General features: G+C 69.0%; 14 protein-coding genes. 6 read left to right on the top strand and 8 right to left on the bottom strand.

What is annotated here, in order from left to right:
* Positions 1-4: 4 nt before the first annotated feature.
* Positions 5-1,297 carry a lipase family protein gene (locus tag ACWEWT_RS33705; protein ID WP_452564898.1) on the bottom strand — a complete coding sequence of 431 codons (1,293 nt, stop codon included), beginning with the start codon at positions 1,295-1,297 and terminating at the stop codon, positions 5-7.
* Between the two features lie 239 nt (positions 1,298-1,536).
* Here ACWEWT_RS33705 and ACWEWT_RS33700 point away from each other — a divergent pair, with 239 nt between their 5' ends.
* Positions 1,537-1,923: a DUF1304 domain-containing protein gene (locus ACWEWT_RS33700; protein ID WP_452564918.1), complete on the top strand. Its 387-nt coding sequence runs from the start codon at positions 1,537-1,539 to the stop codon at positions 1,921-1,923.
* Positions 1,924-1,934: 11 nt separating this feature from the next.
* Here ACWEWT_RS33700 and ACWEWT_RS33695 read toward each other — a convergent pair whose 3' ends face one another.
* Complete coding sequence (locus ACWEWT_RS33695) at positions 1,935-2,507, bottom strand: TetR/AcrR family transcriptional regulator (RefSeq protein ID WP_452564897.1); 573 nt, start codon at positions 2,505-2,507, stop codon at positions 1,935-1,937.
* Positions 2,508-2,592: 85 nt separating this feature from the next.
* Here ACWEWT_RS33695 and ACWEWT_RS33690 point away from each other — a divergent pair, with 85 nt between their 5' ends.
* Positions 2,593-3,033 carry a DUF4267 domain-containing protein gene (locus tag ACWEWT_RS33690; RefSeq protein WP_452564896.1) on the top strand — a complete coding sequence of 147 codons (441 nt, stop codon included), beginning with the start codon at positions 2,593-2,595 and terminating at the stop codon, positions 3,031-3,033.
* Between the two features lie 27 nt (positions 3,034-3,060).
* Positions 3,061-3,534: a DUF1772 domain-containing protein gene (locus ACWEWT_RS33685; RefSeq protein WP_452564895.1), complete on the top strand. Its 474-nt coding sequence runs from the start codon at positions 3,061-3,063 to the stop codon at positions 3,532-3,534.
* 24 nt (positions 3,535-3,558) lie between these two features.
* Here ACWEWT_RS33685 and ACWEWT_RS33680 read toward each other — a convergent pair whose 3' ends face one another.
* On the bottom strand, positions 3,559-4,479 hold the full coding sequence (locus ACWEWT_RS33680) for an NADP-dependent oxidoreductase (RefSeq protein ID WP_452564894.1): 921 nt from the start codon (positions 4,477-4,479) through the stop codon (positions 3,559-3,561).
* Positions 4,480-4,622: 143 nt separating this feature from the next.
* Positions 4,623-5,675 (bottom strand): alpha/beta fold hydrolase, encoded by a 1,053-nt coding sequence (locus ACWEWT_RS33675; RefSeq protein ID WP_452564893.1) that lies wholly within the window; start codon positions 5,673-5,675, stop codon positions 4,623-4,625.
* Positions 5,676-5,918: 243 nt separating this feature from the next.
* Here ACWEWT_RS33675 and ACWEWT_RS33670 point away from each other — a divergent pair, with 243 nt between their 5' ends.
* Together ACWEWT_RS33670 and ACWEWT_RS33665 are read left to right on the top strand one after the other, a co-directional pair.
* Positions 5,919-6,407 (top strand): DUF2752 domain-containing protein, encoded by a 489-nt coding sequence (locus ACWEWT_RS33670; RefSeq protein ID WP_452564892.1) that lies wholly within the window; start codon positions 5,919-5,921, stop codon positions 6,405-6,407.
* A gap of 15 nt (positions 6,408-6,422) precedes the next feature.
* Complete coding sequence (locus tag ACWEWT_RS33665; protein ID WP_452564891.1) at positions 6,423-6,611, top strand: hypothetical protein; 189 nt, start codon at positions 6,423-6,425, stop codon at positions 6,609-6,611.
* Here ACWEWT_RS33665 and ACWEWT_RS33660 read toward each other — a convergent pair.
* From ACWEWT_RS33660 to ACWEWT_RS33645, 4 genes are all read right to left on the bottom strand, one after another.
* Entirely contained in the window at positions 6,596-7,960 is a 1,365-nt protein-coding gene (locus ACWEWT_RS33660) for a M1 family metallopeptidase (protein WP_452564890.1), read from the bottom strand. The genes ACWEWT_RS33665 and ACWEWT_RS33660 overlap by 16 nt on opposite strands.
* Complete coding sequence (locus ACWEWT_RS33655) at positions 7,960-11,880, bottom strand: Pls/PosA family non-ribosomal peptide synthetase (protein WP_452564889.1); 3,921 nt, start codon at positions 11,878-11,880, stop codon at positions 7,960-7,962. Before ACWEWT_RS33655 ends, ACWEWT_RS33660 begins: the two co-directional genes overlap by 1 nt.
* A gap of 284 nt (positions 11,881-12,164) precedes the next feature.
* Entirely contained in the window at positions 12,165-12,725 is a 561-nt protein-coding gene (locus ACWEWT_RS33650) for a flavin reductase family protein (protein WP_452564888.1), read from the bottom strand.
* 71 nt (positions 12,726-12,796) lie between these two features.
* The gene (locus ACWEWT_RS33645) at positions 12,797-13,270 is read right to left on the bottom strand and encodes a YbaK/EbsC family protein (protein WP_452564887.1); all 474 of its coding nucleotides are present in this window, start codon (positions 13,268-13,270) and stop codon (positions 12,797-12,799) included.
* 149 nt (positions 13,271-13,419) lie between these two features.
* Here ACWEWT_RS33645 and ACWEWT_RS33640 point away from each other — a divergent pair, with 149 nt between their 5' ends.
* The gene (locus ACWEWT_RS33640) at positions 13,420-14,241 is read left to right on the top strand and encodes a crotonase/enoyl-CoA hydratase family protein (RefSeq protein ID WP_452564886.1); all 822 of its coding nucleotides are present in this window, start codon (positions 13,420-13,422) and stop codon (positions 14,239-14,241) included.
* The last annotated feature ends 188 nt before the right edge of the window (positions 14,242-14,429 follow it).

Below are 14,429 nucleotides of genomic sequence, written 5' to 3'. Positions count from 1 at the left end.
CCGGTCACCCGGCCGAAACGGGGACAGGCGCCAGAGAGTTTCCCGGGCCGACGTCTGCGCAATTGGTCGTGGGTGGTGCGCCGCTGAACCGATCGGCGAGGAATTGCGCGGCCTGGGTTTGGAAGGCGGCGAAGGCGGCGGCGTGGTCGTGGCGGTCGTACTGGGCGTAGGTCACCGGGGCGCCGCGGTCGCAGTATCGGTGGGCGAGGCCTTCGACATCGCGGGTGACCATGATGCCGTCCCCGATGGGGTCGCTCCGGCCGACGGCGAGGAGGAGGGGAACGGCGGGTGTACCGGCGGTGCCCATGATGTTGTCGTTGACGGCGTTCGCCGCGCCGGGGACGTCGAGCAGGGAATTGTAGGGTTCGCGGACCATTTCGGCGTCGGTGAGGCCGGGGTATTTCGCGGCGAACTGGCCGATGCAGAGATCCTTCACAGCGTCGACGAGTTGGGCTCCGCGTTCGGAGAGGAAGGTGGAGGTCTCGATTCCGTAGGTGCGGCGGTACGCGACGACCACGGCCGGGATGACGCCGGCCCAGTCGGCGCTGCCGCTGACGTACGGGAGGTTGTGGGCTATGTGGACGGGCGGCCCGCCCGCGGCGGCACCGATCAGGGCGAGTTCGGGGGCGTAGCGCGGGGCGAGTTCGGCGGCCCATTCGCTGGGTACCGATCCACCCGAATATCCGATCATCGCGACCGGTGTCGAGGCGGGCAGTCCCAGGAATTGTTCGGCGGCCCGGATCCCGTCGAGCGCCGCGAAGCCGGACTGCCGGCCGATTGTCCATTCCAGGTCCGGTCCCTCGTAGTCGGGCACGACGACGGTGTACCCGGCGGCGAGGTAGCCGGCGATGATGATCTGTTCCGCGGCGGCGCCGCGGTTGTCGGCCTGACCGGTGAGTGTGTAGGTGGGGTTGCATTGGGATCCGAGCGCGTCGTAGGCGGTGTGATACGACAGCAGCTTCGTGGGGCCGGGAACGAGCGGGCGGAGCACTGTGGCGGCGGTGGCGGTGGGGGTGTTCTGCTGGGTCGTCGTCCGGTAGAGCACCTGGGTGCTGGGGATGGGTGTGGATAGATTCGCGAAGGCGAACGGTGCTTCCCTGGAGCGCAGGACCGTGCCCGCAGCGGTGGTGGTCAGTGGCTGGTCGTAGGTGTAGAAGGGGTCCGCGGACGGGGGCGGCGAGGTGGGTTGCGCCGAGGCCGGGGCGGCCGATAGGGCGCCGGTCAGCAGTAGCGCCGCGGTCGCCAGCGCCCGGATCGGCCGGGACCCGGCTCCGAGGCCGCATGCGATCGTCCTCATGATCGACTCCGTTCCCCGGCGAGCACCGGGCGCTACCGCGCGGTGCTTCCGGAACTACCGGGAGCCGGCACGGTCCGACGTATGTGCAGAAGCCTGAACAGCGAGCATGTCTTCTTCGAACGCCGGTGCATTGAAACGCACCCGGGTCCGCGAATCAACGAACCACCGGTCCGCCGGGCGAATTGCGCGGGCGGTGACAACCACCGATCGTGTCGGTTCGTCGGCTACTGTCGGTGATCGTGCTCATCGCCATCGCAATATTCGCGGCGGTCTCGGTGCTGCTGCATGTCTACATCTGGTACCTGGAGTCGTTCGCCTGGACGGGCGCGGCGCGGGGCGTGTTCGGCACCACCGCCGAGGAAGCGGCGGCGACCCGCGAACTGGCCTACAACCAGGGCTTCTACAATCTCTTCCTCGCGATTGTCGCGAGTGTGGGGATCGTCGTCGCGATCACCGGGGACCGCGGGGTCGGGCTGGCGCTGATCCTGGCCGGCGCCGGATCCATGCTGGCGGCCGCGCTGGTGCTACTGCTCTCGTCCCCGGACAAACGCGCGGCCGCGCTGAAACAGGGTGCGGCGCCGCTGGTGACGGTGATTCTCGGGGTGATCTGGGTATGCACCGGCTGAGGGCCGGGTGCTCAAGCGCGTTCCATCCAGCGGCAGAGGATGGCCAGACGGTCGTCGCGGTGCCCGGGTCGTAGCCGGCCGTCCCGTTCCAGCGTGACCAGCCCGTGTAGTGCGGCCCAGCCGGTCTCGGTGAAGGTCTCCACATCCTCGTCGCCGGCGAACGGTCCGAGTACGGCGACCAGCTCCGCGAATGCGTCGCGCAGAGCCTGCGGAGCGCCGGGCCCGAATTGCAGATCCGTGGACATGGCGAAAATCGCGTCGTAGACGGCGGGGCGTTCGGTCGCGAATTCGCTGTAGGCGCGGGCGACAGCGGCCAGCGCGTCGGATTCGGTGGCGGTGGCGGCTCTGGACTCGCGCAGTGCCGCGGCGAGTTCGGCGCAACCGTCTTCCGCGACAGCGGTGACGATGGCCTGCTTACCGGCGAAGTGGCTGTAGAGAACGGGCTGGCTGTATTCGATCCGGTCCGCCAGCCGGCGCACGGTGACCGCGTCCCAGCCCTCGGATTCCGCCAGTTCGCGGGCTGTATCGATGATCAGCCGATGCCGTTCGGCCCGTTCGCGTTCGCGCCTCGTCTGCACAGTCATACCGAAACTCTAGCACTGCTAGACAAGGTAGCCAGGTTAGGTTACTGTCGCTCTATCAGATAGCAACGCTAGATTTTGGAGCATCATGATCACCATCCGGCGCTTCGCCACCGCGCTGACCCTGGTCGGGGCCGCGTTCATCCTCTACATCGGGATCACCTACCTGATCGCACCGGACTCGATCGCGCCCGGTTTCGGATTGCCCGCCTGGCCCAGTGGCGAAGCGAGCGCGTTCATGACCCTCAAGGGCATCCGCGACACCGTGAGCGGGGTCGTCATCCTCGCGCTCCTGGTCCTCGGACAGCGATTCGCCCTGGGCGTCAGCATGCTGGCCTTCGCCCTGATCCCGTTCGGCGATATGACGACCGTGCTGGCCAACAGCGGCTCCGCCGCGGCCGCTTTCGGGATCCACGGACTCACTGCGGTACTCGTCGCGCTCGCCGGAGTCCTGCTGATCCGCGAACCCGGGACCCGGCCCGCCGTTCTGCTCCGGCGGGAAAGCCGGATACGGCCCGCCGCCAACTGACACCCCCCGCAACCTCAGGAGTCCATTATGTCCGTGCTCATCCAGATCCTCGCCGCCGTAGCGATTCTCGCCAATGCCGTCGTCTACGGCACCGATACGCTCGCCGCACTGGTCATGCGGTCGGTCTACCGCCGGCTCGACGACGCCACCATGACCGCCAGTGCGGGGTGGGGCCACTACTACGCCGACCTCCGGATGCCGCCGGTGGGCGTCACCGGCGTGGTGGGCGCGCTGGGCGCCGCAATCGCCGCCGCCGTCGGGGGATACGTCGTATCCGCCGCTGCCGCGGGGGTGGCGGTGCTCGCGCTCGTCCTGTGGCTCGCGCTCTATGTACGGGTCGCCAAGCCCATCAACAGCGCGCAGAAGGCGGCCGCGCAGGCCGGTGTCACGCCGCCCGACGCGCGGGCGCTGCAGAATCGCTGGGACAGCATTCTGGCCCCCCGGGTCGGATTGCAGGCGACCGCGCTGATCGCCCTCGTCATCGCCGTCGCGGCAGCCTGACCCATGGGCGCCGACCGCTCCGGATCAGAGCACGATCACGTTCTTACCGCGGGTATGGCCCGACTGTCCGGCGGCGAAAGCGTCGGCTACCTCCTCCAGCGAGAACGTGGCCGCGACCGGAACCGTGAGGTCGCCCTTGGCGGCGAGATCGGCCAAGCGCTGGGTCTGGGTGCCGTCCGGGCGGACCCAGACCACGTGGCCGCCGTGTTCGGCCACGGCACCGTCGGCTATCGAGGCATGCCGCCCACCCGCGGCCAGGACCGCCAGCGTGGTGTCGAGTTGTCCGCCCACGAAATCGGCGACCGCCCGCACGCCGTCCGGCGCCAGTTCGCGGATGCGCTCGATCACGCCCTCCCCGTAGGCCACCGGTTCGGCACCCAGATCGCGCAGGAAGTCGTGGTTGCGTTCGGAGGCGGTGCCCAGGACGCGGGCGCCGCGTGCCCGAGCGATCTGCACCCCCAGACTGCCCACACCGCCGGCGGCGGCATGGATGAGCACGGTGTCCTCGCTGGTCACTGCGAGGAGGTCGAGGGTGCGCAGCGCGGTACCGCCGGCCAGCGGCAGCGCCCCGGCCTGCTCCCAGGGCAGATCGACCGGTTTCCGGGCCACATGCGGGGCCGGGACGGCGACCAGTTCGGCGAATGTGCCGGCCTGCAGGACGTCCTTGCGGGCATAGGCCAGTACCTCGTCGCCCACCCGGAACTCCGGTGTGTCGATACCTGTTTCGACCACGATGCCGGCGACGTCCCAGCCCGGGACGACCGGGAAGACCGCGTCGATCATGCCGTCGAGCCCGCCGGACATCAGTTTCCAGTCGACCGGATTCACCCCGGCCGCACGGACCTCGATCAGTACCGACCCGGGGAAGACTTTCGGTTTCGGCAGGTCACGAACTCGCACATCACTGTTGTCGGTGGTGTATCGGTCGTAGGTCGCTGCGCGCATAGTCCAGTCCTATCGGTTGCTGCCGTCACCCGCGTGCAACGACGCGCCGCAGCCGATATTCCTGGCCGGGATTCCCGGCGACCCGGGGGAGCGGAAGGGTCCGCCGAGCCGGGCGACATTGACCGGACTCGGGGACTTCCCGCTCAGCCCGCGGCCGCAGACCGGGGGCTGGTGCGGTTCAGGATGGCGGTCAGCTCGGTGTTGAAATGGTCGATCCGCTCGATATTGCCCAGGTGGCCGGTGGGCCAGACCTGGTAGTCCGGCCGGTGCCCGGCCGCCTCCATCGTGTCGGCGATGAGCCGTGACATACGTTCCGGCAGCAGCCGGTCGTAACGGCCCGCGATGATCGTGGTGGGCACGGTCAGATTCGCCGCGGCCGCGCCCAGTTGCAGATCCGCCAGGATCGCGGCATGCCGGCCGCGGGCCAGCGGACGGCACGAGCGCACGATGTTCAGGGCGAAATCGGCCTGCTCGTTGGTGGCACCGCGGGCCATGATGCGTTCCTTGAGGATCTCCCGGGCGGCCCAGCCGCCGGGCAGGGGGAGGGGAGTCGTGAGGATGGACTCCGCGACGATCATCGGCAGCCGGATCGGCGAGCCGAGCAGCGTCAGCGGCTGGCTTCCTACGCTGAGCGGTTTGTTCAGCAACGGCAGCAGATCGGTGTCGTAGCGGATATTTCCCGAGGTCGTGTTGGCGAGAACGACCGCGCGGGCACGCCGGGCCACCTGCTGAGGATGTCGGGCCGCCCAGGCCTGCAGGGTGATACCACCCATGCTGTGCCCGACCAATAGCGCCTGCTGGTCCGGCCGCAGGGTGGCGTCGAGGACGGCGGCGAGATCATCGGCGAGGGTGCTGTCGCCGAGCGAGGTGCGACCGAGGGTGCTGTCACCGTGGCCGCGCTGGTCGTAGGCGATGACGCGATAGCGGTCGGCGAAGGCGTTGATCTGCGGGTGCCAGTATTCGATACAACAGCTCCAGCCGTGGACGAGCACGATCGGCTCGGCGTCGGCGGGCCCGTAGGCATGTACTCGCAGGCGGGCGCCGTCGACAGTGGTCACCGAGATGACTTCGGGAACGGCGGCCGGCGCGTTGTAGTGCGCCGTTCGGAATCGGCGCGCGCGCAGCGTGGCCCGGTACGGGGCGGTCAGCGCGCCTTCGTGCGCCTGCGAAAGCGCGGTTATCGACTTCACCAGCATCAGAACACTCCTTTGTGCCTGCTGACACGGTAGCTCTGCAAGCTGGGTGCTTACAAGAGCAAGCGCCGTTCCGGTACGCGTCTTCCAGGATGTCGTTGTTGTCCCGAATATCGGTGCGGCACGGTGCGCTGTTAGCCCAGAGTGCCCATTCGGCGGAAGTTCTATACCTGGACCTGTGGAAACGGAGCAAGCACCTCCGGTGGTTGTGGCGTCAACCCGCGCGCCGCGACTACCGTGAGAGCTGTGAACGACTCCGACGCAGCCGAACCGCGAGAGCTGGTGGATCCGGGAGTTCCGGATACGGATGGATCGGAAGCCGGTACCTGGTCGGCCGGATGGCGCGGGATTCTGCTGCCCGGGGCGGTGGCTGCCGCGGGTGCGGCGGCCGTGCTGCTCCTGCACGTGCGTGACCCGCATATCGAAGGCTCCTACGGGTTGTGCCCGGTCTACGCGCTGTTCGGTGTGTACTGCCCGGGTTGCGGGGGTATGCGCGCAGTGCACAACCTGACCGAGGGACATATCGTCGATTCCCTGCACAGCAACCTGCTGGCGCTGCCGGTGCTCGCGCTCTACGCGTTGTGGGTGGGTGATTGGGTGATCCGTGGATGGCGCGGCGACGGTCCGCGTCTACCCGGGATCAGCAGCGTCACGATGTGGACGCTGCTCGGCTCGATCGCGGTGTACACAGTGCTGCGCAACACCCCCTGGGGCACCTGGCTGACGCCGGTCTGACAGACGAGGCTGGAGATGCGCGATTCACTCAAGGACCGGATACGCGACAAATTACGGCGCCAGCTGGCCGAGGACGGCCCGGTGGGTAGTGAACCGGAGGATCCACGACTCATCGCGGTGGTCGCCGATCTGGACGCGCTGGACAGCGTCGCCGAGGACGATCCGCTGGTCGAACAGCTCGCGGGCCGCTACCTGGTGTTCTGACCCGGCCGCCCCGGGTTGCCGCCGATCGGCGGCAGTGGTGGCAACGGTTCGGAGTACAACCAGTCCTGCCACAGCGGTTGCATCGGCGTCACGCTGTAGTGGCCGACCAGATCGGTGAATTCCTCGGTGGAGACCGAGGCATGCCGGTGGCGGGCGGTCCAGTCGCGGATGAGCCGGAAGAAGGCGGTATCGCCGAGTTCGAGCCGCAGCGCGTGCAAGGTGAGTGCCCCACGCTTGTAGACCCGGTCGTCGAACATGAGCGCCGGACCCGGGTCGCCGACCACGATGTTCTGCGGCTCCCGGTGCAGGGTGTGCCAGGTCGCGCGGGCCAGTTGATCGGCGGTCGGCCCGTGCGCGGCCTCCGACCAGATCCATTCCGCGTAACAGGCGAAACCCTCGTGCAGCCAGATATCGCACCAGTGCTGGATCGTGAGGCTGTTGCCGAACCACTGGTGCGCGAGTTCGTGCGCGACCAGTCGCTCGGCGCCGCGGCGGCCGTCGCAGTGATTGGCGCCGAATATGGAGATGCCCTGCGCTTCGATCGGGATCTCGAGTTCGTCCTCGGTGACCACCACCGAATAGCTCCGGAACGGGTACGGGCCGAACAGGTCGCTGAACACCGACATCATTTCGGGCTGCCGGGCGAAATCGTGGTCGAACGCGGCGCGCAGCGAGGTCGGCAGGACCGCGTGTATCGGGACCGGGGCGTGCCGGTCGGTCAGCTGATGTCTGCGGTAACGGCCGATCTGCACGGTGGCCAGATAGCTCGCCATCGGTTCGGTCTGTTCGTAGACCCATGTCGTCTGTCCGGCTTTGGTCTGTTTGCCGACCAGTTCGCCGTTGGCGAGGGTGTAGTACGGGGTGTCGGTGGTGATGGCGATCCGGTAGCTCGCCTTGGAGCTGGGATGGTCGTCGCAGGGGAACCAGGACGCGGCGCCGTTGGGCTGGCTGGCCACGAGAGACCCCTCGGTGAGTTCCTCCCAGCCGACCTCTCCCCAGGGGCCGCGGACCGGTTTCGGCGCACCGGCGTACTGCACGACCAGCTGCAGGATGCCGCCGGCGGGTATGCGCTCGCGCGGGGTGACGGTGAGCTTGCCGCGCTGATGGGTGTATTTACCGGCTTTGTTGCCGTTCACCAGCACTTTCGAAACGGGAAGGGATTGGGAGAGATCGAGCGAGAAGCGCGGGCGTTCGGCGGTGGCGACGGCGGTGATCACCGCTCGCCCGGCGAGCCGGTTACTGGCGACCTTGTAGTTCAGGTCCAGTTCGTACCGCGATACCCGATAGCCCCGGTTCCCGTTCTGCGGTAGATAGTCGTCGATGGGGGCGTCGTAGAACCTGCTCCCCATCAGTTGTCCGTCTCCTCGTCGGCCGGATCGGAATCGAGTTCGGCCGCCGGCCCACTCCACGGGGCGATCGGGTTACCCCACCATCTGGTAGAGGCCGGGACGGTATCGCCGCGCATCACCAGGGAAGCCGGACCCACGGTGGCGGCCGCGCCGAGGGTGGCGGCGGGCAGCGCGACACAGTGCGGCCCGAGGGTGGCGCCGGGTTCCAGGGTGACGGTGTCCATGGCCATGATGCGGTCGTGGAACAGATGGGTCTGCACGACGCAGCCGCGTTCCACGGTCGCGCCGTCACCGAGTGTCACCAGGTCTGCCTCCGGAAGCCAGTAGGACTCGCACCATACCCCGGTGCCGATTTTCGCGCCGAGCGCGCGCAACCAGAGGTTCAGTACGGGCGTACCGGTTGCCGCGCGGGCGAACCACGGCGCCGCGACAGTCTCCACGAATGCGTCCGATACCTCGTTGCGCCAGACGAACGAGCTCCACAGCGGATGTTCACCGGCCCGGATCCGGCCGATCAGAACCCATTTCGCCGTCACCGCGCTCGCGCAGGCCACCGCACCGGCGATCATCAGCACCACACCCGAGAGCAGCGCCGCCGCCGGATACCCGAACCGATCGGCCAGCCGGGCCAGGGTCAGCAGGACTCCGACGCCGATGGCGAAGGTCACCACGACCGCCGCCAGCCGGCAGGTCTCGAAGGCACCCCGGAAGATACGCAGCCGCAGCGGCGGATCGAAGGTGCGGTCGGTATCGGCGTTACCCGCGGCCCGGCGCAACCGGACCGGCGGGCTGCCCAGCCACGACGATCCCGCCTTGGCCTTGGTGGGTGCCGCGGACAGCACCGCGACCAGGCCGTTCTTGGGCACCCGCCGACCGGGTGCGGCCATACCGGAATTGCCCAGGAACGCGCGTTTACCGACCTTGGCCTCGCCGATGTGCAGCCAGCCGCCGCCCAGTTCGTAACTGGCGACCATGGTGTCGTCGGCCAGGAAGGCGCCGTCGGCGACGGTGGTGAACTTCGGCAGCAGCAGCACGGTGGAGGCTTCTACGCGTTTACCCACCTTCGCACCGAGCAGCCGCAGCCACACCGGGGTCAGCAGGGAAGCGTAGAGCGGGAACAGGAAGGTGCGGGCCGAATCCAGCAGGCGCTCGGTGGCCCAGACCTGCCAGCCCACCCGGCTGCGCACCGGGTGATAGCCCTCGGTGAGCCCGATACTGAGCAGGCGCACCGCGACCACGGTCGCGACCGCGTACACCACCAGGCTGAAAACGGTGGCGACCGGCAACCACAGGAACGCGGGCAGCAGGGCGTCGGCGAAATCGGCGCTGCCGCGGATTCCCCAGGCGATCACCGCCAGACCGGCAGCCAGCCCGAACAGCGGTAACGCCCCCAGTGCCAGGGAACCGATCCCGAAGGCGAGGACCCAGTGCACCGCGCGCTCCGGGGTCTCCGCGGGCCAGCGATGCCGGGCCCGGCCGACCTTCACCGCCGGTGAACCGGCCCATTCCTGCCCGGCCTTCACCTTTCCCGACACTGCGGAACCGGCCGCGATCTCGGCATCGCGCCCGATTCGGGTACCGGGCAGCAGTACCGACCGAGCGCCGACCACCGCGCCCTTGCCGACCACGATCGAACCGATGTGCACGGTATCGCCGTCGATCCAGTAGCCGGACAGGTCGACCTCGGGCTCCACACTGCATCCGTCACGCAGTTCGAGCATGCCGGTCACCGGAGGCAGGGTGTGCAGGTCGACGCCTCTACCCACCTTCGCGCCCAGAGCACGTGCGAACGGCACCATCCACGGGGCGCCGGAGAGGTTCTCCGCTCCGCTGGCCTCCGATAGCCGCACGGCCGCCCACAACCGCAGGTGCACCGAACCGCCGCGTGGATAACTGCCGGGCCCGACACCCGCGAGCAGCGTCCGGGCACCCAGCACACAGATCGCCATCCGGCCGAGCGGAGTGATGAAGACCAGGAACAGCAGCGCGGTCCACCACCAGGACAGTCGCGGCAACCAGGGCAGCAGCTCGAACCAGGCGGCCACCCCGGCGGCGACAGCGAGCCAGGTGACCCACTGCAACCCGGTCAGCGTGGTCAGGGCGACCGTGGCCAGAACTTGGATCCACTGGGCGGACAGCGGTGTCGGCCGGACCGGCCGGGTTTCGGTGGCGGCGGCCGGGGCGCTCTGGTCGAGCAGTTCGGTCAGTGCCCCGAGTCGCGGATGGTCGTACACATCGGCGACCGTGACCTGTGGGTACCGCGCGCGCAACGCCGTGACCAGCTGTGCGGCCGACAGCGAACCGCCGCCGAGAGCGAAGAAATCGGCGTCGGCGCCGGTGATCTCGGCGGCGAGTACCTCGGTCCACAGCTGGGCGACCCAGGCAGCGGTTCCGGTGAGGCCGTGCTCGGTTCCGCTGTCGGCGTCGGCGAGCGGCCAGGGCAGCGCGTTGCGATCGACCTTGCCCGAGGTACGGGTCGGCAGCTCCGGGACGATCACCAGACGCGGGATCAGCGGGGCCGGGAGTTGCCCGGCCAGCCGGGTGCGGGCGGCGGTCAGGTCGTAGTCCTCGTCGACACCGGTGAGGTAGCCGATCAGTACCGGCGCCCCGGTCGCGGTCGCGCGGACCGCGGCGGCGGCGCCGCGCACACCCGGGAGGTGCTGCAGCGCGTTGTCGATCTCGCCCAGCTCGATCCGGCGGCCGCCGATCTTCACCTGATCGTCGGCCCGGCCGAGGAAGATCAGTCCGGCTTCTTCGTTGCGCACCAGATCGCCGCTGCGGTACGCGCGGTCCCAGCCCAGCGTTTCCAGCGGCGCGTACTTCTCGGCATCCTTGGCCGGGTCGAGATAGCGGGCCAGGCCCACCCCGCCGATCACCAGTTCCCCGGTTTCGCCCTCGGCGACCGGTGCGCCGTCCGCGTCGACCACCACCAGATCCCAGCCGTCCAGCGGGAGACCGATCCGCACCGGTCCGATACCGTCCAGCAGGGCCGCGCAGGCGACCACGGTGGCCTCGGTCGGACCGTAGGTGTTCCATACCTCGCGGTCGGGATCGGCGAGACGTTCGGCCAGTTCCGGCGGGACCGCCTCGCCGCCGAAGATGAACAGCCGCACCGATTCCAGGGCCTCGGCGGGCCAGGTCGCGGCGAGCGTGGGAACCGTGGACACCACGGTGATGCCCTGCCGGACCAGCCACGGACCGAGATCGGCGCCGGTCCGCACCAGGGCGCGCGGCGCCGGTACCAGGCAGGCGCCGTGCCGCCAGGCCAGCCACATCTCCTCACAGGAGGCATCGAAGGCGACCGACAATCCGGCCAGGACGCGGTCGCCCGGTCCGAGCGGTGCGTCCCGGAGGAACAGACGGGCTTCGGCGTCGACGAAGGCGGCGGCGTTGCGGTGGGTCACCGCAACGCCCTTCGGGGTGCCGGTGGAACCCGAGGTGAAGATGATCCAGGCATCGTCGTCCACGGTGGGCGGCCGCGCGGATCGACTGTCGATCGCCCGGTCCCCGGTGGTATCGGATGGCATCGGACGGATACCGTCGGCCGTCGCCACGGCCGTCACCCGCGCCTCGGTGAAGACCAGTTCGGCGCGCTCCGCTGGATCGTCGGCGTCCACCGGGACGTAGGCCGCCCCGGCGTGCAGTACCGCCAGGATCGTGAGATAGAGCTCCCAGGTGCCGGAGGGCATCCGGACCCCGACCCGGTCACCGCGACGAACCCCGGCGGCGGCCAGTTCGCGCACCGCGTTGTCGATCTCGGTGCGCAGCTCGGTGTAGGTCAGCGTGCGATCCGCGGTCGCGATCGCGGGTGCGTCGGGATACACGGCGGCCGTCTCGGCGACGATATCGACCAGGGTGCGCGCCGGTGGCGCCGCCTCCGCCCGCCGTAACGCGCTCTCCGTTCGCAGCTGCGACCGCATCTGTCCGGCCCACCTTCCATCGCCCAGCCGACGGACTGGTTGTCTCATACGAGGGTTACCGCACGGCAAACAGCGGTCGACCGGGTGAACAGACTACTCGGCGATTCGTAACACTCGATGTCAGCGGGGCAGGCGGCAGGCGAGGTTCGGGACGATGAGTCGGCCTGTCCGCGGGATGGACGCGCACGGCCGGAGCGGATGCGGAGGTACGCACAACGCGCACGGCCGGAGCGGATGCGGAGGTACGCACAACGCGCACGGCCGGAGCGGATGCGGAGGTACGCCTAGTCCATATCGTCGGGCAGCGGAGTGGGCCGGTAGTACCGGCCGTTGTAGTAGAGCAGGGGAGCGGCGGAGGCTTCCTCGCCGGTGTCGTCGTGCACCCGGACCACCCGGCCAACCACGAATGTGTGGTCGCCGATGGGGATGAGCTGCTCCACCGTCGTGCGCAACCAGAGCGGGGTGCCGTGCAACACCGGTTCGCCGGTATCCAGGGCGCTCCACAGGGCGGTATCGCTGAACCGGTGCGCGGCGGTCCGGGCGAAACGTTGCGCCAGATGACGCTGGTGCTCACCCAGGAAGTGGATGACGACGGAGTCGGCGGCGGTCAGGGCCGTGAGGCTCGACGAGGTATCGCTGATGTTGAACGAGACGAGCGGCGGGTCCAGCGAGAGCGAGGCGAACGAGGTCGCCGTGAATCCGACCGGTCCGGTGGCCGAATCGAGGGTCACGACGGTGACGCCGGACGGGTAGTGGCGCATCGAGGCGCGATACTGCTCGGCGGTGATACCGCTGAGGTCGTCGGGAATCCGGATTCCGGTATCGGGCCGTGGTACTTCGGTCACTTCGCCGACGCTACGCCCGGATCGGGGTGCCGGGGCGAGCCGGTCCACTGGCCGGGAGGCGGCGGTAGGGGTCAGTCCAGGTCGAGCGAAAGGCCCGCGGTGATCCGCAGCAGTTCCGGATACGAGGTGCGGAAAACGGTCCCCGGGCTACCACCCGCGGCCCACAGTTCCCGGTGCTCGGCGAGTCCCGAATCGACCCAGGTGGGCACGTTCGCCGGATGGCCGACGGGCGCGACACTGCCCGGTAGTTGCCCGGTGTAGCGCACCACCAGATGAGGCGGTGCCGGGATCAGCGGCCCTTCCAGCCGGGCGCCGGTACGTTCCGGATCCACCCGGTGCGCCGCCGATACCAGCAGCAGGATCGGCTCGTCCCCCAGCAGGAACACCTGTGCGTGCACCAGCGCCCCGACTTCCACCTCCAATGCCTCGGCGGTCGCCACCGGACCGATCGCCGATTCCGGCGCGGTGACGATCAACCCGTGGTGACCACGGGCGATCAAAGTATCCGAGACCCGGCAGGTTATCGATGGAAGCGACCTGCGCATGGCCACAGGGTAGAGCGATCCGCGGTATCCCGCGCCCGATTACCCACTGATCGGACAAGGCACTTTTTCCCGGCGCCGCTGCGGGTGTACCGCGCGCGGCCCGGGTGCAGTGCGGTCGCCGCCGATCCCGTCCCCATTAGGCTGGGCAGATGACAGATTGGCAGGCTTTCACCGTCGAAACCGATGACCACGTCGCCCGGGTGACGCTCACCGGGCCGGGTAAAGGTAATGCGATGGGCCCGGATTTCTGGCGGGAACTGCCGGAGATCTTCCGCGGCCTCGATGCCGATCCCGCGATCCGGGCGATCGTTCTCACCGGGTCCGGGAAGCACTTCTCCTACGGTCTGGATCTGCCCGCGATGAGCGGCACCTTCGGCCCGCTGATGGCCGACCGGGCACTGGCCGCGCCGCGCACCGATTTCCTCGCCGATATCCGCCGCCTGCAGGCCTCGATCACCGCGGTCGCCGAATGCCGCAAACCGGTGATCGCCGCGGTCTCCGGCTGGTGCATCGGCGGCGGACTCGACCTGATCGCCGCCGCCGATATCCGCTATGCCAGCGCGGAAGCGAAGTTCAGCCTGCGCGAGGCGAAGGTCGCCATCGTGGCGGACGTGGGCTCGCTACAGCGGCTGCCCGGAATCATCTCGGAGGGCCATCTGCGGGAGTTGGCCTACACGGCCAAGGACATCGACGCCGCGCGCGCGGAGAAGATCGGCCTGGTCAACGATGTCTTCGCCGACCAGGAAGCCGTGCTGGAAGCCGCCCACGCGACCGCCCGCGAGATCGCCGCCAACCCACCGCTGGTGGTCCAGGGCGTGAAGGACGTACTGGGCCGGCGCGACGCCGCCGCGGTGACCGAGGGCCTGCGCTACGTCTCGGCCTGGAACGCCGCGTTCCTCCCCTCGGAAGACCTCACAGAAGCCATCCAGGCAGTCTTCGAGAAGCGAACCCCCGAATACAAAGGCCGCTGACCGCAGCCACAGGGAGCGATCGACCGAGGCAAAACCCACGCCACCCCGCTGAGCCCGCATGCCGACCAGGCCGTCAATGCCTCCGCAACCCCCCGAGTCGAGTCTTACGAGACACCGCGAAGGGTTGAGGCCCGTCCCGCCGTTCAGGCCTCGAAGCGCATGCGCCGAAGGCGCGAGTCTCGAGGCCT

Source organism: Nocardia sp. NPDC003963, assembly GCF_053605105.1.
Note: the sequence above shows the minus strand (reverse complement) of the source record. Positions and strands in the feature narration are given on the sequence as shown.

Bases quoted from the DNA above. Each gene is read 5' to 3' on its own strand.
- ACWEWT_RS33705 (WP_452564898.1), bottom strand. From the start codon at position 1,297: ATGAGGACGATCGCATGCGGCCTCGGAGCCGGGTCCCGGCCGATCCGG.
- ACWEWT_RS33695 (WP_452564897.1), bottom strand. From the start codon at position 2,507: ATGACTGTGCAGACGAGGCGCGAACGCGAACGGGCCGAACGGCATCGG.
- ACWEWT_RS33690 (WP_452564896.1), top strand. From the start codon at position 2,593: ATGATCACCATCCGGCGCTTCGCCACCGCGCTGACCCTGGTCGGGGCC.
- ACWEWT_RS33685 (WP_452564895.1), top strand. From the start codon at position 3,061: ATGTCCGTGCTCATCCAGATCCTCGCCGCCGTAGCGATTCTCGCCAAT.
- ACWEWT_RS33680 (WP_452564894.1), bottom strand. From the start codon at position 4,479: ATGCGCGCAGCGACCTACGACCGATACACCACCGACAACAGTGATGTG.
- ACWEWT_RS33675 (WP_452564893.1), bottom strand. From the start codon at position 5,675: ATGCTGGTGAAGTCGATAACCGCGCTTTCGCAGGCGCACGAAGGCGCG.
- ACWEWT_RS33665 (WP_452564891.1), top strand. From the start codon at position 6,423: ATGCGCGATTCACTCAAGGACCGGATACGCGACAAATTACGGCGCCAG.
- ACWEWT_RS33660 (WP_452564890.1), bottom strand. From the start codon at position 7,960: ATGGGGAGCAGGTTCTACGACGCCCCCATCGACGACTATCTACCGCAG.
- ACWEWT_RS33655 (WP_452564889.1), bottom strand. From the start codon at position 11,880: ATGCGGTCGCAGCTGCGAACGGAGAGCGCGTTACGGCGGGCGGAGGCG.
- ACWEWT_RS33645 (WP_452564887.1), bottom strand. From the start codon at position 13,270: ATGCGCAGGTCGCTTCCATCGATAACCTGCCGGGTCTCGGATACTTTG.
- ACWEWT_RS33640 (WP_452564886.1), top strand. From the start codon at position 13,420: ATGACAGATTGGCAGGCTTTCACCGTCGAAACCGATGACCACGTCGCC.